Origin of the sequence: Aureimonas sp. AU20 (assembly GCF_001442755.1) — a bacterium.
Taxonomy (GTDB): Bacteria; Pseudomonadota; Alphaproteobacteria; order Rhizobiales; family Rhizobiaceae; genus Aureimonas.
Genome location: NZ_CP006367.1, coordinates 2,676,872 through 2,696,380, shown reverse-complemented (window position 1 = coordinate 2,696,380; position 19,509 = coordinate 2,676,872). Strand labels below are relative to the sequence as shown.

At 67.6% G+C, this 19,509-nt stretch carries 16 protein-coding genes; 4 read left to right on the top strand and 12 right to left on the bottom strand.

Going from position 1 to position 19,509, the window contains the following annotated elements; all coding sequences use genetic code 11:
• Nucleotides 1–17: 17 nt before the first annotated feature.
• Both kdpB and kdpA read right to left on the bottom strand, forming a co-directional pair.
• Entirely contained in the window at nt 18–2,069 is a 2,052-nt protein-coding gene (gene kdpB / locus M673_RS11965; RefSeq protein WP_061976269.1) for a potassium-transporting ATPase subunit KdpB, read from the bottom strand.
• A gap of 99 nt (nt 2,070–2,168) precedes the next feature.
• Nucleotides 2,169–3,878 (bottom strand): potassium-transporting ATPase subunit KdpA, encoded by a 1,710-nt coding sequence (gene kdpA, locus M673_RS11960; RefSeq protein WP_061976268.1) that lies wholly within the window; start codon nt 3,876–3,878, stop codon nt 2,169–2,171.
• On the opposite strand from kdpA, the gene M673_RS24915 reads away from it, so the two are divergent.
• Nucleotides 3,850–4,431 (top strand): hypothetical protein, encoded by a 582-nt coding sequence (locus M673_RS24915; protein WP_244493162.1) that lies wholly within the window; start codon nt 3,850–3,852, stop codon nt 4,429–4,431. The genes kdpA and M673_RS24915 overlap by 29 nt on opposite strands.
• A gap of 87 nt (nt 4,432–4,518) precedes the next feature.
• Entirely contained in the window at nt 4,519–4,749 is a 231-nt protein-coding gene (locus M673_RS11950; protein WP_082639695.1) for a hypothetical protein, read from the top strand.
• Between the two features lie 39 nt (nt 4,750–4,788).
• On the opposite strand, the gene M673_RS11945 is transcribed toward M673_RS11950, so the two are convergent.
• The 3 genes from M673_RS11945 to M673_RS11935 form a co-directional block, all read right to left on the bottom strand.
• Nucleotides 4,789–6,825 carry a transglycosylase domain-containing protein gene (locus tag M673_RS11945; protein WP_148640043.1) on the bottom strand — a complete coding sequence of 679 codons (2,037 nt, stop codon included), beginning with the start codon at nt 6,823–6,825 and terminating at the stop codon, nt 4,789–4,791.
• 215 nt (nt 6,826–7,040) lie between these two features.
• Complete coding sequence (locus M673_RS11940; RefSeq protein WP_061976264.1) at nt 7,041–7,286, bottom strand: hypothetical protein; 246 nt, start codon at nt 7,284–7,286, stop codon at nt 7,041–7,043.
• A gap of 126 nt (nt 7,287–7,412) precedes the next feature.
• A complete protein-coding gene (locus M673_RS11935) occupies nt 7,413–9,695 on the bottom strand; it encodes a helicase-related protein (RefSeq protein WP_148640042.1) in 2,283 nt (760 codons plus the stop codon).
• Nucleotides 9,696–9,843: 148 nt separating this feature from the next.
• Here M673_RS11935 and M673_RS11930 point away from each other — a divergent pair, with 148 nt between their 5' ends.
• On the top strand, nt 9,844–10,278 hold the full coding sequence (locus M673_RS11930) for a pyridoxamine 5'-phosphate oxidase family protein (RefSeq protein WP_061977814.1): 435 nt from the start codon (nt 9,844–9,846) through the stop codon (nt 10,276–10,278).
• A gap of 215 nt (nt 10,279–10,493) precedes the next feature.
• The gene (locus tag M673_RS11925; protein ID WP_061976262.1) at nt 10,494–11,612 is read left to right on the top strand and encodes a helix-turn-helix transcriptional regulator; all 1,119 of its coding nucleotides are present in this window, start codon (nt 10,494–10,496) and stop codon (nt 11,610–11,612) included.
• Nucleotides 11,613–11,667: 55 nt separating this feature from the next.
• On the opposite strand, the gene M673_RS11920 is transcribed toward M673_RS11925, so the two are convergent.
• The 7 genes from M673_RS11920 to M673_RS11890 form a co-directional block, all read right to left on the bottom strand.
• Nucleotides 11,668–12,675 carry an SDR family oxidoreductase gene (locus M673_RS11920; RefSeq protein ID WP_061976261.1) on the bottom strand — a complete coding sequence of 336 codons (1,008 nt, stop codon included), beginning with the start codon at nt 12,673–12,675 and terminating at the stop codon, nt 11,668–11,670.
• A 192-nt stretch (nt 12,676–12,867) separates the two neighbouring features.
• Nucleotides 12,868–14,610, bottom strand: a complete 1,743-nt coding sequence (locus M673_RS11915; protein ID WP_061976260.1) for a GMC family oxidoreductase — start codon at nt 14,608–14,610, stop codon at nt 12,868–12,870.
• Nucleotides 14,607–15,398, bottom strand: coding sequence for an ABC transporter permease (locus tag M673_RS11910; RefSeq protein WP_061976259.1), 792 nt, complete (start codon nt 15,396–15,398; stop codon nt 14,607–14,609). Before M673_RS11910 ends, M673_RS11915 begins: the two co-directional genes overlap by 4 nt.
• A complete protein-coding gene (locus M673_RS11905) occupies nt 15,395–16,267 on the bottom strand; it encodes an ABC transporter permease (RefSeq protein ID WP_061976258.1) in 873 nt (290 codons plus the stop codon). Before M673_RS11905 ends, M673_RS11910 begins: the two co-directional genes overlap by 4 nt.
• Nucleotides 16,268–16,345: 78 nt before the next feature.
• Nucleotides 16,346–17,389, bottom strand: coding sequence for an ABC transporter substrate-binding protein (locus M673_RS11900; RefSeq protein WP_061976257.1), 1,044 nt, complete (start codon nt 17,387–17,389; stop codon nt 16,346–16,348).
• Nucleotides 17,390–17,444: 55 nt separating this feature from the next.
• Complete coding sequence (locus tag M673_RS11895; protein WP_061976256.1) at nt 17,445–18,734, bottom strand: NAD(P)/FAD-dependent oxidoreductase; 1,290 nt, start codon at nt 18,732–18,734, stop codon at nt 17,445–17,447.
• A 32-nt stretch (nt 18,735–18,766) separates the two neighbouring features.
• Nucleotides 18,767–19,501 carry an HAD-IA family hydrolase gene (locus M673_RS11890; protein ID WP_061976255.1) on the bottom strand — a complete coding sequence of 245 codons (735 nt, stop codon included), beginning with the start codon at nt 19,499–19,501 and terminating at the stop codon, nt 18,767–18,769.
• Between the last annotated feature and the right edge of the window lie 8 nt (nt 19,502–19,509).

Here is a 19,509-nt window from a genome sequence, read left to right as displayed (position 1 = left end):
GGTCCTTGCTGATAGGGTCAGGCGAGGCCGAGGGCGGAGACCGCGAGGTCGATCAGCTTGATGCCGACAAAGGGCACCAGCACGCCGCCAAGGCCATAGATCAGGAGATTGCGCCGCAGGACGCTGGCCGCATCGAGCGCGCGATAGGGCACGCCGCGCAGCGCCAGCGGGATCAGCGCGACGATCACCAGCGCGTTGAAGATCACCGCAGACAAGATCGCGCTTTCCGGCGTGGACAGGCCCATGACGTTGAGCGCGCCGAGTTCGGGAATCGCCGAGACGAAAAGCGCGGGAATGATCGCGAAATATTTCGCGACGTCGTTGGCGATGGAGAAGGTGGTGAGCGAGCCCCGCGTCATCAGCAGCTGCTTTCCGATGCCGACGATCTCGATCAGCTTGGTCGGATCGCTGTCGAGATCCACCATGTTGCCGGCCTCGCGCGCCGCCTGGGTGCCGGTCTGCATGGCGACGCCGACATCGGCCTGGGCGAGAGCCGGCGCGTCGTTGGTGCCGTCGCCGCACATGGCGACCAATCGGCCCTGGCGCTGCTCGTTGCGGATGTAGTTCAGCTTGTCCTGCGGGGTCGCCTCGGCGATGAAATCGTCCACCCCGGCTTCGGAAGCGATGGCGGCGGCGGTCACAGGGTTGTCGCCCGTCACCATCACCGTGCGGATGCCCATGCGGCGAAGCTCGGCGAAGCGCGTCTTGATGTCGGGCTTCACGACGTCCTTCAGGTGGATGACACCGATGAAGCGGCCGTTTTCGGCCAGGCCGAGCGGCGTGCCGCCGGATTGCGCGATGCGCTCCACGGCCGCCGTGAAGGCGGCTGGCTCGGGCACGTCGCGCCCCGCCCTTTCGCGAACGAACCGGCGGATCGCATCCACCGCGCCCTTGCGAATGGCCGTGTCGCCGATGTCGACGCCCGATAGGCGCGTCGAGGCGGAGAAGGGGATGAAGGTCGCGTCCACCGGCCGCTCATCCGGAATGGAGACGCCGTAGCTCTCCCGCGCGAGCACGAGGATGGAGCGACCCTCGGCCGTCTCGTCGGCGAGCGAGGCCCGAACCGCGATCTCGGCCGCTTCGGCTTCGGAGACGCCCTGAACGGCGACGAATTCCGACGCCATGCGGTTGCCGAAGGTGATCGTGCCCGTCTTGTCGAGAAGCAGCGTGTCCACGTCGCCGGCCGCCTCCACCGCCTTGCCCGACATGGCAAGGACATTGTGGCGGATCAGTCGGTCCATGCCGGCGATGCCGATGGCCGACAGGAGGCCGCCGATCGTGGTCGGGATCAGCGTCACGAGAAGCGCGATGAGGATCGGCACCGAGATCGCCGCGCCGGCATAGCTGGACAGGCCGGTGAGCGTGACGACGGCGACCAGGAAGATCAGCGTCATCCCGACGAGGAGAATCGTGAGGGCGAGTTCGTTCGGTGTCTTCTGCCGCTCGGCGCCTTCCACCAGCGCGATCATCCGGTCGATGAACGAGGAGCCGGGCGCGGCGGTGATGCGCACCACCAGCCAGTCGGACACGACGCTCGTGCCGCCGGTCACGGCGGAGCGGTCGCCGCCCGCCTCGCGGATCACCGGCGCGGATTCGCCCGTCACCGCCGCTTCGTTGACGGAGGCGATGCCTTCCACGATCTCGCCGTCGCCCGGCACGATGTCGCCGGTCTCGACCAGCACGAAGTTGCCGACCTTGAGTTCCAGGGCCGAGACCGAATCCCAGCGCGCGCGGTCGGTCCGCTCCGTGAGGCGCTTGGCCAGCGTGTCTGTGCGCGCCCGGCGCAGGCTGTCGGCCTGGGCCCTTCCGCGCCCTTCGGCGATCGCCTCGGCGAAATTGGCGAAAAGGACGGTGAACCAGAGCCAGGCCATGATCTGGCCGGTGAAGGCGAGGGGGTGGCCGGCCGCGACGTCGCGCAGGAAGAGAAGCGTGACGACGAGTGCCACGACTTCGGTGACGAAGATCACCGGGTTGCGCACGAGCGCGGCGGGGTTGAGCTTGCGCACAGCGTCGAGCGCGGCGCGCCGGACGAGGTCCGGCCGGAAGGTGGAGACGGCTTTGGCAGCCATGGGAGTTTTCCTTGCGGTCGGCGCGGGGGCCGACAATCGATCAGGGGAAAGGTTGGAAGGGGCACCCCGGCGCGAGGCGGCCGGGGCGCTCTCGCATCGTCAGAAGCTCTTGCCAGCCAGCATCTGCACCTGTTCTGCGATCGGGCCGAGGGCGAGGGCGGGGAAGAACTGGAGGCCGCCGAGGATCAGGATGATGCCGGCAAGCAGGCCGACGAAGAGCGGGCCATGCGTCGGGAACGTGCCGGCGGAGGGGGCGAGCTTAGGTTTTGCCACCAGCGAGCCGGCCATCGCCATCATCGGCACGATATAGGCGAAGCGCCCCAGCAGCATGGCGATGCCCAGCGTCGTGTTCCACCAGGGCGAGTTGGCCGACAGACCGCCGAAGGCCGAGCCGTTGTTGCCGACTGCCGACGTGTAGGCATAGTAGATTTCCGACAAGCCATGCGGGCCGGCGTTGCCGAGGCCGGACAGCGCGCTCGGCAGCACGGCCGAGACCGAGGAGAAGCCGAGGATCGCGACCGGCAGGATGAGGATCGCGAGCATCGCCATCTTCATTTCCTTCGCCTCGATTTTCTTGCCGAGATATTCCGGCGTGCGGCCGACCATGAGACCGGCGACGAAGACCGACACCACGGCGATCACCAGAATGCCGTAGAGGCCCGAGCCGACGCCGCCCGGCAGGATCTCGCCCAGCATCATCAGCACCATGGGCACCATGCCGCCGATCGGCGTGAAGGAGCCGTGCATGGCGTTCACCGCGCCGTCGGACAGGCCGGTGGTGACGGCCGCGAAGAGGGCCGAGCCGGCGACGCCGAAGCGCACTTCCTTGCCTTCCATGTTGCCGCCGGCGGGGTCGAGCCCGGCTGCCTGCAGGATGGGCGTTCCCGCGCTTTCCGCCCAATAGGCGACGCCGATGGCCACCACCAGAAGGAGCGCCATGACGGAGAGGATCGCGCGAGCCTGCCGCCGATCGCTGATCAGCCGGCCGAAGGCGAAGACCAGGGCAACGGAGATCACCAGCATCTGCCAGATCGTCAGCGCGTTGCTGAGCGGCGAGGGGTTCTCGTAGGGGTGGGCCGAGTTGGCGTTGAAGAAGCCGCCGCCATTGGTGCCGAGCTGCTTGATGGAAAGCTGCGAGGCGACGGGGCCGAGCGCCAGCGTCTGGTCCGCGCCCTCCAGCGTGTGGACCGTGGTCGAGGCGACGAAGGTCTGCGGCGTGCCCATCGCCACCTGAAGGAGGCCGGTCACGATGGCGAGCGGCAGGAGCACGTAAAGCGTGGCGCGGGTGATGTCGGTGAAGACGTTGCCGACCGTCGCCGCGCCCGAGAGGGCGAAGGCTCGCACCAGCGCGACCGCCAGCGCAATGCCGGTCGCGGCCGACAGGAAGTTCTGCACGGTGAGCCCCGCCATCTGCGACAGGTGGCTCATCGTGGTTTCGCCGCCGTAGCTCTGCCAGTTGGTGTTGGTGACGAAGGACACCGCCGTGTTGAAGGCGAGATCAGGCGTCAGGCCGGAAAAGCCCTGCGGATTGAAAGGCAGCAGGCCCTGAAATCGCAGCAGGGCGTAGAGAAGGAGAAACCCGCCCGCGTTGAAGGCTAGCATGCCCAGCGCATAGCCGAGCCAGGTCTGTTCCTTATCGGGGGAAACGCCCGCGAGGCGGAACAGGCCGCGTTCCACCGGGGCCAGAACGGGCGTGAGAAAGGTGCGCTCGCCGGCGAAGACGCGGCCGATATACGAGCCGAGCGGCACGGCGCAGGCGAGAACGGCCAGGAGAATGAGAATGATCTGCAGCCAGCCGACGACGGTCATGGCAGGGGCCTTTCGGAACGCAAGGGAAAAAGCGTCAGAAGCGCTCGGGATGCACCAGAGCGAAGACGAGATAGGCGGCCAGGGCCAAGGAAACGGCGCCGCCGAGAACGAGATCGAACATGGCTCAGGCCTGCCCCGCCCAGCGGGAGTAGGCGCCCATGGCGGCAAAGAAGCCGAGCCCCACGGCGAGATAGAGACAATCCAACATGCGAACCCTCCTTTCGGGATCGCTCTTCAAGTGGCTCAGACCCGCGTAAAAAATCCATATGAGTTTCAGGGAGCCCGCTTGGCTGCGCGGGACGGGTCGCTCTATCGACACGCGTCTCGGAGCGATATGCGAGGCATTGCGCGGAAACGATTGGATCGAGGAACGGGTGCGATGGACAAGACGGATCAACCGCCGGGCGGCAAGGCGGCGGAAACCCCGAAGCAGAAATCGGAGCGCCTGAAGGCCGCGCGCCTGGAAGCCGAGCGAAACAAGGACGCCCGAATCGAATGGGCGAATCGCAAGGCCGGCGCCCGGCGCAAGGTGCTGCAGGGCGACAAGCCCTGAAAGCGGCTTCGTCTTCGTTCTGCAGCGACGTCCCGCCGCAGACCCGCTTGCGTCCTCCCTGCGTTCAGGACGAAACGGGAGACCATGATGACCGACGACACCGCAATTCAGGCTCGCCGCCGCGAGATCGCCTCCGAGCATGTGCTGTTCAAGCTGATCGAATATGTCGAGGCGAAGCAGCCCGGCCTTCTCGACCATATCGAGGCGAGCCTCAGCCATCTCGGCGACCCCGCGCATGACGAGACGAAGGACGACGAGGCCGTGCGCGGCATCGCCCGGCGCATGATCGCAGGTGCGCGAAAGGAAGGCCTCAGCTGAGGCGAAGCGCAGCCAGACCCGAGAACTCGCCGACGCGGATCAGAGATCGGGCACCGCGTCCGGTGCCGGCTCCGCAGGGTCGGGCGATTTGCGCCGGCCCGTCAACAAGGCGATGGCGAGGGCTAGGAGAGCGATGGCGATGACGGTCGTCGCCTTTGCCGCCAGCCAGTTCAACAACCGCTGCGGATGCGCCCACCAGCCATAGACGGCGGCTCCGCCATCGCGCAGGCGTCCATCCTGCATGGCGGTCCAGTTGCGGTCCGGCCAGTAGGCGTCGACCATGAGGCCGAACCGCGCGGCCGACAGGCCGCCCCCGCTCATATGGCCGACCCCGGGCGCCTCGCGCCAAGCCAGGATAGCGGAGGTCCAGCCGACGGTGGAGCCGACGAACCAGGCATCCCGCCCGTCGTCGCTCGTGCCCGTCTTGCCCCAGACGGCGGCCGCGCCCTTGTGGCCCTTGGCAAGCTCTGCGCTGCCGCCCGCCGATGTCGGCTGGAACAGGGCCGTGCGCACGGCCTCCGCGAGCTCCGGCCGCAGCACGCGCTGCCCCTCCGCCGGCTCTTCGAAGGCGAGCATCTGCCCGCCCGCGCCGGTGGCCGCCACCAGAACGCGGGGGCGCCGCAACACGCCTTTGTTGCGCAGGGCGGTGTAGGCGGCGGCGACGTCCATCGGGTTGGAATGAACGCCGCCCGTGGCGATCAGAAGCGGATTGTCCGGCATATGGAGCCCGAAAGCCCTGACCCGCTCGGCGGCAAGCTGGGGCTCACGCGCGGCGATCGCGACGAAGGGCCGGTTGCAGGAATGCTTGAGATAGGTCTCGAGCGTCAGGCCGCTGCGGCAGAGCCCGTTCGGCTCGGCCGGATTGTAGCCCTTCATCGGCGCGGTGGACCAGGTCTTGGGCATGGAGCCCGCGCGCTCGATCGCCACCGAGTAGAGCAGCGGCTTGGCGACCGAGCCGACCGAGCGATTGGCGCGCCAGGCCGGGTTCCAGCTCGATGTCGAATAGGTTCCCCCGGCAATCGCCAGCACCTCGGCCTTCGGCCCCAGCACCACGCCGGCCATCTCGGCGCCGGCCGGCGGCTTGGCGGTGGCCCGATCCGCCAGCCCCTGCAATTCCGGGTCCATGGTCAGGAAGACGCGCGTCGCGCGGTTCGAGAGCCCGAGTTCCTCCAGCCGAAGCCGGGCGAAATCCCGCACGCGGCGATATTCCACCGGCCGAAGCGCCTCCAGAAGCTTGTCGTGCGAGGGCCGCGCGAGCCGCCCCTTTCGCAGGAGGCGCGTCACCTTGGCCTTGGCGTCCTTCGCCTCTTCAGGCGTCGCGAGGCCTAGGGCCAGCATTTTGGCGATGACGCGGTCTGCCGCATTGGCCGCGCTGGCCGCCTTTGCAGCGTCTTCGCCAAAAGGCTGGCGGTTCATCGGCTGCGGCAGCATCCCCACCAGCGTCGCCGCTTCCATTACGTCGAGCGCCTTGGCGGGCTTGCCGAAATAGTAGCGCGCGGCCGGGTCGAAGCCGACGATGCCGTTCCCGAGAGGGGCGATGTTGAGATAGATCGTCAGGATCTGGCGCTTGTCGCGCAGCGACTCGATCGCCAGCGACAGGTGCCATTCCCGCAGCTTGCGCAGGAGCTTGCCCGGCGCCTCGTAGCCCATCAAACGCTCGTCGTTGAGAAACAGCGTACGCGCCACCTGCTGGGTGATCGTGCTGCCGCCGCCGGGAAAGCCGGGCAGAGCCGAGCGCAGCACGGCGAGATCGTCCACGCCCCGGTGGCCGAGAAAGCGCTCGTCCTCGCTCGCCACCACGGCGGACAGGAGCGGTTCGGAGAAGCCGGTCGGGCCGACGGCGTCGGGGCAAAGCAGGCGGTCGGTCTTGCCGCCTGTCTCGCCAGGGCGCGGCGCGGCCTCGAACACCGTCGTCACTTGGCAGGCACCGAGCATCGCGTCGAGCTGCGCCTTGTCGGGCAGGCCGGAAGAGGCGATCTGCCCCGCCCAGGGAATGGCCACCAGAAGCAGCGCGCCGAAAAGCGCGATCGAGAGCGCGACCGTCACGCGCCGGCTGGGCCGCTTGGGGGAACGCATCAGAACCTCCTTCGCCACCGCGTAAAGGCGCGCCGGGGGAGGCCACTCCTCGCCAAGGGTTCAGGCCAGGGATCGGGAAGCCGCCAGTCTGCCGGTCCCGAATTAGTTAACGATTGTTCACGCCGGTGCAACGCGCGCGATCGGAAATATAAAGCCGTCGGCAGGACCGATCCGCCACCGATCCGCCGCGATCGTCTCCTTGCCAGCCGCTGCGCTCAGCTCTCGTTGAATTCGGCCGGCAGTTCACCGTGTCGGGCCAGAACCACCGGCTCCTCCAGCACCTCGCCCGTGTCGGTGTCGATCACCTGCTGGATTGCGACGACGCCGGCGACGCGGCTTGCGTCGCGATCGGCCCGGCCGATGGCCTCCTGTGCGGTCTTGAAGTCCATCTGCCTGCCGGCGATGAGGCGCTTGGCCTGCTTCTCGAACTGCTGCACGATGAAGAGTGTCTTGGCCGGCATCTGTCGCCTTCGTTTGCTGCGTCCCTCGACCCAAACCATTCCCGAAGGAAAAAGCCCAAGCGCCGAGTGGCGACCTTGGCATATCGGGCGCCTCGCCACCATGCGCAAAGGGCCCGTCGCTCTTGCCTACGAAGCCGGCGCCTTGGCGCCCGCCGCGCGCGGCCGAGGGTTTCGCCCGCGCCGCGAGCGCGCCTTGTCCGGTGTGCTCTTCGATAGGAGCGCCCGCGAGGAGGAAAGCTTCACGAGGTTTTTCTCGATCTCCTCGTTGAGCATGGCGATCCCCTCGCGCACCTCGTCGGCGTCGGCATAGACCTCGGGAAAGCGCTGGGCGAGCCAAAGCCAGCCGGTCGCGAGATTGACGCCGTCCTCCAGGCGCTGCAGATCGCCCGAGCGCAGCGGGGGTTTCGGCGCCTTGCGCCCCGCCGCGTGAGCCCGCGCCCAGGTCAGCACCGTGTCCATGAACCAGGGATGGCGCAGCGACACGGGAACGATGGCGTAGGCCAGCCGGTCGAGCATCGGAATGCCGACGCTGGCGAGCCGGCGCGCCTTCTCGATTTCCTCGTCCATGTCGCCGATCTGCAGGTCGGCATGGTCCATCACGATGCGCGAGCGCAGGAAGGTCAGGACCTGCGCGAGATCGTCGGTCTCCAGAAACTCGGCCGCCAGCGCCACACTTTCGCGGTTGGGGCGCACGAAGGCCCGGCCGGACAGGTCCTTGGGCGGGCTGGTCAGCGCCGCGCGGATCTTCTCCACGCCATGCGTGCCGCCGCCGATCACCCCGACCCAGCCCTTCTCGAACATGCCGAAGCGCCCGGCGCGCCCGCCGATCTGACGGATTTCGGAATGGAACAGGGCGCGGCGCGACGTGCCGTCGAACTTGTCGAGCGCCGCCAGGAAGACGCGCGAAACCGGCAGGTTCAGTCCCATGCCGATCGCGTCCGTCGCCACCACCACGTCGGCCTCGCCGCGCCGGAAGCGCGCGGCTTCCGCCCGGCGCACCTCGGGGCTGAGGGCGCCGTAGACGGTGGCGACGGTGAGCTTGAGCCGCACGATCTCCTCGCGCAGCTCGTGCACGGCCGCGCGCGAGAAGGCGACGACCGCATCGCCCCGGCGCAGGTCTTTCAGCGAGATCGGCTGCGGCCAAGCGTCGAGCTCGTTCTTGCGCTCCAGCATGCGGATTTCGAGCGGCTCGCCCAGAACCTTGGCGAGGCGTTCCACCATCGGGATCGCGTCCGGCGAGCCGGTCATGACCACGAGATCGGCGGGCGCGGAAAAGAGCGCCTGCGTCCATGCCCAGCCGCGCTGCTCGTCGGCCAGCATCTGGATTTCGTCCACGACGCAGACATCGACGCGCCGCCCGACATCGATCGTCTCAATCGTGCGGGCGTAATGGGTGAAGTCCTCGCTCTCGTCGCGCTCCTCACCGGTGATGAGCCCGGCTCGGACGCCAGCAATCGTCAGCGTTTCCCGGTGCTCGTGGGCGAGCAGGCGCAGGGGCGAGAGGATTTCGGCCGTCGATGCTTCGATGGCAAGGCGCATCGCCTCGTAGGTCTTGCCCGAATTGGTCGGCCCGGCGAGGAACAGGAGCTTGCGCTCGATCGAACGGGCGAGGGGGAAGAGATTGGGGTAGCGGTCGTAGCCCGAGGCCTCCGCGAAGCTCGCACGACGCCGGCTCTGCTGGCGCAGGGAGCGCATGGAGCCGAGCAGCTTGTCGAACCATTTCGTCGTGGCCGACTGGACTTCGTCGCGCTGTGTGCTTTGCGCGGCGAAGACGAAGCGCTCCAGATCCGCCTTGGTGGCGGCGCGCAGGAAGGCGGCGGGATCGTCGAGCTCCCGCGTCGCCTCCCGGAACCGATCGGCATAGGTCTCCGCCGCAAGGCTCAAATTCTCCTGCGTCTCCAGGGCCGCGTCGACGGCCCGCTCGGCGACGAAGTCCGCGACGGCCTCGATCCTGTCGTCGCTGAGCAGCTCGCCATCGGCCAGTTTTTGGCGAATGCCCTTCGGCTCGCGCAGCCGCACGAAGGCCATGAGCAGCGTGTCGCGCTCGGAGGGGAAGATCGGCGCGAAGACGGGAACCTCCACCTCGAAACCGGCGAAGGAGCTGTCCTTCATCCGGCGCGCGCGGACCACCTGATTGGCGCGCGCGGTGGCGAGGCGCGCGATGTGGTCGGCATCGTCCGCTTCCGGGTCCGGCGCGATCTCGCCATCGGTGATCTGCGCGATGGATTTCACCCGGCCGGCGGGCACCAGCCGCGCCATGCGACGCCCGCCATCGTCCTTGGCCTTGTCGCCGAAGGGCACTTCCTGCGTTCGCACCAGGCCGGCCTCGACGATTTCGAGGCAGCGCGCGAGCGAGCGTCCGGTCAGCGCGGGCAACATCGAGATCGGGTAGCTGGAAGGTTGCGGCATAGGGAACTCACTGCGGGGTCGGTGAGGGGCGAGGCGGCCACGGAACCATGTGGCCACCGCGCTCCTTCCCTCAACGACACGAAAAAAGGGCTTGCGCCTGCATTCGCCCGAACCGGCGCGTCTGCCAAGGCCCGATATGGAGAACACGATGGCCGAGATCACCCTTCAAGACCTCTCCAAGCGCATGGGGGGCATCGATTTCGCGATGTTCTCCACCAAGACCGAAGGCGGCGAGATCGCCAGCCGACCGATGAGCAACAATGGCGACGTCGAGTATGACGGCGATTCCTGGTTCTTCACCTACGAGAACTACCGGATCGTCAGCGATATCGAGCGCGATCCGAAAGTGTCGCTGTCTATGACCGGCCAGAAGGGTCTGCTCGGCAAGCCGCCGCTCTTCGTCTCCGTCGAGGGCCATGCCGAACTGATCCGCGATAAGGCGCAGTTCGAGGCGCACTGGACCAAGGATCTCGACTACTGGTTCGAGCAGGGCGTCGATACGCCGGGTGTCGTCCTCATCAAGGTCCATGCCAAACGCGTTCACTATTGGGATGGGCGGGACGAGGGTGAGATCGTCGTCTGATAGGGCTCCGATACCATTGGCGAGCGCGCATCGAATGCGCGCCCGCCTTTTTTAGTGGCTCAAGGAAGACACGACATCGTGAGCCGCGCGGGGCATTCAGGAACCCATCCTGAGACTGTGGGGATAGTTCCGACAACCCTCTCGATTGCTCCGCGCATCGGATGGTTGCAAACTAGGCGGAGCGTAAGTTTAGCTTAGGTTTTTTCTGGACCGCCATGCCGCCGACCCCAACCCTCTCGCTTGGCGAGCAGTTTTACGAGGCCGCCCTGGACGGCGACCTTTGGGACGCGGCGCTCCAGGGCTATGCGGAGGCCTTCGGCGGCATCGGCACCGTCATCCTCCAGCCGGGGCTGGCGTCGCCGATCCTGTCGGTCACCTCGGGGGTGCAGGACGCGGCGCGGCAGTACAACGAATTCTGGTGGCGCGAGGATCTGGTGCTGACCATTGCGCAGCGGTTGGGGCTCGACAGGCCGGGCATCTGCTGGGACGACGATTTCATCTCGTCGGACACGAAAGCCAAGAGCTTCTACTTCCAGGATTTTCTGAGGCGACAGGACATCGGCGGCGTCGCCACGATCGTCGTGGAGCAGAACGGCACCCATCTGGCGATCAATGTCCAACGCCGCTTCGGGCTTGCGCCGCCCGATGCGCCGGAGCGCCAGCGCTTCGCGGATGTCTCGCGCCATTTGTCCCGCGCGCTCGCGCTGCGCCTGCGGCTCGACCAGGCCGAGGCGGTGCAGGGCACGCTGGCGCGGCGCCTTGGCGATTTCGATTGCGCCGTGGTGGTGACCGACCGCGTGGGCCGGGTGGTGGAAAGCAACGCCGCCTTCGCCGCGCTCGCGCCGGACGGACTGACGATCCGCGAGGGGCGCGTTCATCTCGCCACAGGCGGGATGCAACGCCAGTTCGACGCCGTGCTTCGCGCCGTGACGGGCGGCGAGATGGTATCCGGTCTTCCCGATACGCTGGTCGTGCCGCGCCCCGGCAGCCTCCTGCCGCTTCTCCTGCGCATCACACCCCTCGTCGGCCGAGCCGCGGAACGCTTCACCGACTTCACGCCGACGCATGGCGCGCTGATCCTGGTGCTCAATCCCACGCACAGCGCCTATCCCGACCTATCGAAAGTTCTGATTGCGCTCGGGCTGACCTATGCGCAGGCGCGCGTCGCCCTGCTGATCGCGGCCGGGCACGGCGTGAAGGCCGCGGCCGAGGCGCTTTCGGTCAGCGAGGAAACGGTCCGCACCCATCTCAAAGGCGTCTACGCCCGGCTGGGTCTGTCGCGTCAGGCCGATCTGGTCCGCCTCGTCGCCAAGGCTGTCCCCTTCGGGACCTGATGCCTCGGCGGAGGACAGCCCCTTGAGGGGGCCTCCTCGATCGGGAAGAGGACCGTCAAGGATTCCCGTCGCCGCCATGGGCGCCGACCACCGTGCCTGTACTGAAGCTGGACTCGTCGGAGGCGAGCGCGACATAGAGCGAGGCCAGTTCCGCCGGCTGGCCGGCCCGCCCGAGCGGCGTGTCCTGACCGAATTCGCCCATCGTTCCCGGCAACTGGCCGCCCGCGACCTGAAGCGGCGTCCAGACCGGGCCGGGCGAGACGGCGTTGACGCGAATGCCCTTCTTGGCGAGCTGTTTCGCCAAGCCCTTTGTGAGGTTCAGGATCGCGGCCTTGGTGGACGCGTAGTCGATCAGTTCCTCGCCGGGATCGTAGGAGTTCACCGACACCGTGTTGATGATGGACGCGCCGGGCGGCAGGCTCGGGATGGCCGCCTTGGAAAAGCGGAAGACGTGGAAGACGTTGGTCTCGTAGGTCCGCACGAACTGCTCGTCGGAAATCTCCGAAATGTCGGCCTTGCTCTGCTGGTAGGCGGCATTGTTAACGAGGAGATCGAGCCCGCCGAGCGCGGCGATCGCCTGACGCACCACATCCTCGCAGGCATCCAGGGTTCGAATGTCGGCGGGAATGGCGATGCCCTTGCGGCCGGCGTCCTGGATCAGCTTCAAGACGTCCTGCGCGTCCGCTTCCTCGTCGGGATGGTAGTTGATGGCGACATCGGCGCCTTCACGCGCGAAGGCGATGGCTGCGGCGCGGCCGATGCCGCTGTCGCCGCCCGTCACCAGCGCACGTCGGCCGGTCAGCTTGCCCGAGCCCTTGTAGCTCGTCTCACCGCAATCGGGCACGGGGTTCATCTTGGATTGCAGGGCAGGCCAGGGCTGCTTCTGTTCGGGGAAGGGCTCGTTGGTGTATTTCGTGCGCGGATCGCTGAGCGTTCGCCCACCATCGCTCGTGGCATTCGAAGCGGGCTGTTGGGCCTGGGCCGGGCTCGCAGCCACGGCCGCCGCCGCTCCCAACACAGCGCCGCCCAGAACGGTGCGGCGGGATAAGGTGTGATCGCTCATCGCTCAGTTTCCCGATCTTGGAGTGAAGGGCCGGCCTTGATCGATCGATCATACCGGCCGCTTACGATCAGGGGAGAAGGCCGCCCATCCGCTGTGGTTCCGCCGGCCAAGCGTCTCGGTTGCGAGGTGCGTCACTGAAGCCCAGCGGAAATGAGTGGGAGCGCCTACAGGGGTGCCTTCGATATCTGAGGATCAACTCGGAGCCGACAAACCAGACGCTGCCCGCATCATCTCGGCGATCCGTTCGGCGATCATGATCGTCGGGACGTTGGTGTTGGCGCAGGGGATGGACGGCATCAGCGACGCGTCGCAGACCCGAAGACCCGTGACGCCACGCACCGTTCCGTCCGAACTCGTGACAGCCATCGGATCGTCCTCCCCGCCCATCCGGCAGGTGCCGGAGGGGTGCCAGGTTCCGCCGACGGACCTTTGGATGAAACCGGTCAGGGCCGCGTCGTCGGCGAGGAGCCCGTCCAAGGTGACGTTCCGCGTCACAAGACGATGGACGAGGGCTCCGGTGTGCCGACCCGCCGTGTCGAGTGCGGCGCTGAGCACACCGCGCTGAAGCGAGTTCCACGCGCCGGGGAGCGCGATGCTGGCGACGCGCGGCGAATAGCTAGTGGGAAAGACATGGCTGACATGGGACCGCAGCGAGGGATGGCCGAGGATCTCCGCGCCTCGCCTCAAGGCGAGCTTCAGGCGTTCGAGGTCGCGCCCGTCCGACAGCATTCGGAAGTCGACCTTGGGCTCGGCGCGCGGATCGGGCGAGGCGAGCTGGAGGGCGCCGCGCGAATAAGACTTGTTGACCCAGAAGAAGATCGTTCCGATCCGCCAGCCGACCGAATGCCAGCCCGAGCGCGACAGGATGGCGCCGTGCATGTCGCCTTCCGGCGTGCCGGGCAGCTGGGACGAAAAGCGCCAGATCGCCTGCTCGTGATGCTCGGCCCTGTCCGGCGCGCGGGCGGCGGCCGGCAGGATGGCGGACACGGCGATGGAGGGATGCTCCATGAGATTGCGCCCGACGCCGGGCAGATGGGCGACGACCGGAAGACCTTGGGCGGCAATATCCGGCGCCGGGCCGACGCCGCTGCGCAGCAAGAGGGCCGGCGTGTGGATTGCGCCCGAGCACAGAACCGTCTGCCGTGCGCAGACCTCGCGCGCCGGGCCGCCTTCGGTCGGCGCGATGCGTGCGCCGACCGCGCGCGTGCCCTCGAAAAGGAGCCGTTCGGCGATGTGACCCGTCAGGATCGCGAGGTTCGGCCGGGCGCGCACGGCGGGCGTGAGATAGGCGATGGAGGTGGGAAGACGCTCGCCTTGGTCGTTCGCCGCCAGCGCGCCAACGAAGACGCCGTCGCGCCAGGGGCCGTTTTGATCTTCGCCGCGCGGCGTTCCGGTTTCCTCCAGCGCGCGCATCACGGCCCGGACGAAGGGCGAAATCTGCTCGCTCCTTGCGCGGCGCACGAGCATCGGCCCGTCCTGCCCGTGCAGCGGCCCGCGGAAATCGCGATCGGTTTCCAGCTTGCGGAAGAAGGGCAGGCAAGCGTCCCAGTCCCAACCCATGGCGCCCAGCGCTGCCCATTCGTCATAGTCGGCGGGCGCACCGCGATTGGCCATGAGGGCGTTGATGGCCGAACCGCCGCCGAGCAGCCGCGCCTGCTCGTAGCGCCGGGGCTGGCGCTCGTCCCTGTTGCCCCCGGGCGCGCCCATGAAGGCGGTGAGGGTCTTCCAGATATTTCCGGTGTCGAGATAGGCGCGGCCGGGATAGCGGCTGCGGATTTCCGGCGGCATGGTCTCGGCCGTCAGATCACGCCCGGCTTCGACCAGCAGCACGCGCAAGGAGGCGTCCTCGCTCAGCCGGGCGGCCAGAACGCAGCCCGCCGAGCCGCCGCCCAGGATCAGGATGTCGGGCTCGAAGCCCGCCGGCCAGCCGCTCACGTCCGGTTCGCCTTCCTCTGGAACAGGCCGATGGAGAGGATGAGCAGGAAGGAAATGACGGTGAGCAGCGTCGAGATGGCGGCGATGGTCGGGTCGATCTCGTCGCGCAGCGCGGTGAACATGCGCTTGGTCAGCGTCTGCGTTTCGCCGCCCGAGATGAACAGCGCCACAACCGTTTCGTCCAGCGCCGAGATGAAGACGAAGATGGCGCCCGAGGCGACGCTGGCTTTGATCTGCGGCAGGGTGACGGTCATGAAGGCGCGGAAGCGGTTCATGCCGAGGCTGCGCGCGACCATTTCCTGCGTGTGGTCGAAGCTCTGGAGCCCGGCGGTCACGGCCAGGACGACGAAGGGAATGCCGAGCATCGTATCCGCCAGCACGAGGCCGGCGACGGAGGAAAGAAGCCCGGTGCGGGCGTAGATCAGGAAAACGCCGATGGCGACGATGATGATCGGCACCATGAGCGGCAGCATGAGCATCAGGCGCAGAAGGCGCATGACGCGCAGCGAGGAATAGGTGATGGCGTAGGCGCTGGCTATGCCGATCGGCGTCGCCAGGATGGTGGCCAGAAGCGCCACGGTGAAGCTCGTCCGCGCCGCGCTCATCCAGGCCGCGCTGCCGAGAAACGCCTCGTACCAGCGCATCGAGTAGACGCGCGGCGGGAAGGTGAGAAATCGTGCGTCCGAAAAGGACATCGGAATGATGATGAGGATCGGCAGGATCAGGAACAGGAGCACGAGGCCGACCAGCGCATAGGTCAGCACTTTGGGGAGGGCGGACTGGTTCATCGCGTCGAAAACACCCGGTCGAGAGGCAGGAAGCGGCTGACGGTCCAGAAGATCGCGCCGACGATGGCGAGCAGCGTGACGCTGACGGCGCTGGCTGCGCCCCAAGCCTGATAGAGCTCGATGTTGCGCGAGATCACCATGGACACCATGACCGTGCGCCCGCCGCCCATCAGCTCCGGCGTGATGTAGAAGCCGAGGCAGAGGACGAAGACCAGCGTCGAGCCGGCCAGGATGCCGGGCAGCGACAGCGGCAGGAAGACGCAGCGAAAGACATGCAGAGGACCGCCGCCGAGGCTGGCGCCGGCGGTCAGGAGATCGCGCGGGATCTTCGCCATGGTCGCCTGCAGCGGCAGGATCATGAAGGGCAGAAGGATGTGGACGGTGGCGATGATCGTCCCCGTCTCGTTGTGAACGAGCGCGAGCGGGCGCTCGATCAGCCCGGCGTCGCGCAGCGCCCCGTTCACCACGCCCGATCGCTGCAGGAGGATGAGCCAAGCATAGGCGCGCACGAGAACGCTGGTCCAGAAGGGCACGAGCACGAAGGCCAAGATCACCGCCCGCCAGGCCCCGGTCGCCACCGTCGCGGCATAGGCGACGGGATAGGCGAGAAGCAGCGTGACGATCGTGACGATGAAGCTGATGCGGAAGGTGAGCCAGAACGTGTTGAGGTATACGGGATCGGTTACTAGCCGGGCATAGTGATTGAGCGAGGGGCCGTCGTCCCAGAAGGACTGGACCACCAGCCAGCCGAGCGGCAGCACCAGAAGGCAGAACACTACAACGAAGGCGGGCAGCGCCAGAAGCAGCATCAGCCTGTGCTCGCCGCGCTCGAAGGCCCTTGCCAGGTCGGCGTCCGATGAAGCTGTCATGGCGTCTCCCGCAGGTCGCATCGAAGGGAAAGGGGCCGGGCTGGCGCGTGTTGCGAGCCCGGCCATGTCGGTGGCGGCCTATTGGATGAAGGTCAGCCAGCGCTTTTCGGCCGCTTCGCCCTCGGGCGAGGCCCACCATTCGTCGGAGATCAGCGTCTGCTTGGCCGCGTTTTCCGGCGAGCTCGGAAGCTGGGCGGCGCGCTCGGCCGGGATCTTGCCGATGTCGAAGGCGGCCGGGTTGCCCGGGCCGTAGTCGATATGGAGCGGCAGGTTGGCCTGGAGCTCCGGCGAGACGGCGGTGTTGATGAAGCGCACGGCCTGGTCGAGATTGGGCGCGTTCTTCAGGATGCAGAGCTGCGTGTTCTGGAGAAAGCCGTCGTTGAAGGTGAAGCCGATATCCGGCGCATCCTTCATCACGGCCGAGGCGCGGCCGTTCCAGACCATGGCCATGTCCACCTCGCCGTCGGCCAGAAGCTGCGCCGACTGGCCGCCCGAGGTCCACCAGACCGTGATATGCGGCTTGATCTCCTCCAGCTTCTTGAAGGCGCGATCGACATCGAGCGGATAGAGCTTGTCACGCGGGACGCCATCGGCCAGAAGCGCCGCCTCCAGCGTCACATGCGGATGGTTGCGCAGGGCGCGTGTGCCGGGAAACTTCTCGACATCCCAGAAATCCGCCCAACTCTGCGGAATCTTGTCGCCGAGATTAGCCTTGTTGAAGGCGAGAACGCTGGCATAGAACTCGTAGGCGACGGAGTAGGGCGTCCGGTAGGCAGCGGGCATGGCCTCAGCGTTCGGGATCTTCGAGAAGTCGAGCGGCTCGATCAGCCCCTCCTTGCCGCCGCGAACGCAGTTGGCGGGCGGCGTGTCCACCACGTCCCAGATCGGCTTTCCGGTTTCGCCCTGCGTCTTGATCATCGGCCAGGCGTCGGGGGCCGAATCCTGATTCACTGTGATGCCGAGTTCCTTGGCGGCGGGATCGAGGATCGCCACCGTCTGGGCCTCCTGATAGGCCCCGCCCTGCGAGACGAAGGTGATCTGCCCGGCGGCGAGCGCCGGCAGAGCCGAGAAGCCCAGGGCAAGGGCCGTTCCGGCAGCGAGGATGCGTGTGCGGCTTGGCATGGCATGTCTCCTTCGTTCTGATGGGCGTTTCAAACGGGTGTCGGCGAGCGGCGCGTCAGCGTCCGATCGCGTCGAGAAACTGGTACCAGCCGGCGACGAGCCGGACGGCGGGCTCGCGAACGGCGTAGAAGGGCACGGTCTTGGGTCTTGCCGTCGCCATCAGGGCAAGGTCCGGCTTGTCGCCGAGCAGGAGATCCGCCGCCCGCGCGCCCATCAGGCTGGCCATGGCGATGCCCGTCCCGTTGTAGCCGAGCGCGAAGGCGGTTCGCTCGTCCAGCCGGCCGACCTGCGGCGTGCTGTCCAGCGTCATGGCCACGAGGCCGGACCAGCGATGCGTCACCGCCGCGCCTTCGAGCTGTGGAAAGATGCGCCGCATCGCGCGCTCCAGCGCGGCGAAGGCGGCGGCCGAGTCCGACTTGCCGAAGGCGCCGCGCCCGCCGAAGATCATCCGGTTTCCGAAGGGGCGGAACCAGCGCATCATGCGGCGGGTCTCGCTGTAGCTGCGCCGCTCGGTCATCAGCGTGGCGAAGAGATTGTCGCCCAGCGGCTCGCTCGCCACCATGGCGCTGCGGAACGGGATCACCGCCCGGCGCACCGGCTCGCTGGCGCCCGCCAGATCGCTGTAGCCGTTGGTCGCGATGAGGAGGTGGCCGGCCGTGATGCTGCCCGAAGGCGTCTCCACCCGCACGCCTTCGCCCTCGCGCCTCGCGGCGAGCGCCGGCGTCGCCTCGAAAATGGGCACGCCCTTGGCGATCAGCGCGCGGGCAAGACCCCGTGCGTAGTTCAACGGGTGGATCGTGCCGGAATGGGGCGTCAGCGTGCCGCCGACGAAATCCTGCGACCCGGTCTCGTCCGCCGTTTCCGAGCGCGACAGAACGCGGATCGACCGGTCGCCGAACTGCTCGCGCATGATCGCGGCCTCGGCCGTTAGCGAGGCCAACGAGACCTCGTTGTGCGCGCAACGCAAGTTGCCGCAAAGGCGAAAGTCCGCGCCCTCGATCGCGTGCGTCTCGACCAGCCGCTCCACGGTCTCGACCGCTTCGTGGCCGAGCTCGTACATTCGGCGCGCCATGTCGATCCCGTGCGAACGGGCGACGCCGGGCAGCGAGACACGGTACTTGGTGGAGACCACGCCGCCATTGCGCCCGCTCGCGCCCCAGCCGACGCCGTTGGCATCGATCACCAGGGGTCTGAGACCGCGCTCCGCGAGACGCAGCGCGGCGGCAAGGCCGGTGTAGCCGGCGCCGATAATGGCGACATCGGCCCGATGCTCGCCCTCCAGCGCGGGCGAGACACCGGCCAGCGGCAGCGCCGTCTCGGCCCAGAGGGAGGACGGCCAAGCCATGGGGAAACCGGCCCCGGCCGTCCCGCCACCCATCAGGCCGCCGCCCGCGAGGCGAGGGCGCCGCCCGGGCCTTCCGCCTCGATCGCATCGGCCAGCTCGGCAAGGGTCGTGAAGTGGAAGTCGGGCTTCGTCACTTCCTTCGGCGTCGGCGTACCGCCGAAGCCCTGTTGCCCCTGCCGGCGCTCGATCCAGCAGACCTTGTAGCCAAGCTGCCGGGCGACGCCGATGTCGTGATACTGGCTTTGGGCGACATGCAGGATCTCCTCCTGCTTGTAGCCGAAGGCGGATTGGCGACCCCGGTTGAAGGCGAAGAACAGCGGGTTGGGCTTGGGCGACAGGGCCTCGTCCGCCGTCACGCTGTCGTGGAACGGGTTGTCCAGCGTGTGCGAATAGCTCTGGAAGGTGACTCGGTCGGCATTGGTCATGGCAACGAGCCGGAACCGGCGGCGCAGACGCTTCAGGGCCTCGACCGAGTCGGGAAAGGCGGGGTGTTGGAGGATGCGCGCCTGGAAGGCCGCAGCCGTCGCCTCGCCGGACTCCAGCCCGAGCTTGCCGGCCAGATGCCGGTAGACATCGGCCATGGCTTGGCTGGAGCGGCCGGGAAAGAGGTCGCGCCCTTCGACATAGGGCTTGAAGATATCGTCGTCCGACAGCGCCTTGCCGGCCTCCGGGTTCAGCGCGCGGACGCTGTCGAGAATGCCCTTCTCGAAGTCGATCAGCGTGCCGACCACGTCGAATGTGAGAACCTTGAACTGCTCGAATGCCATGGGTCGGG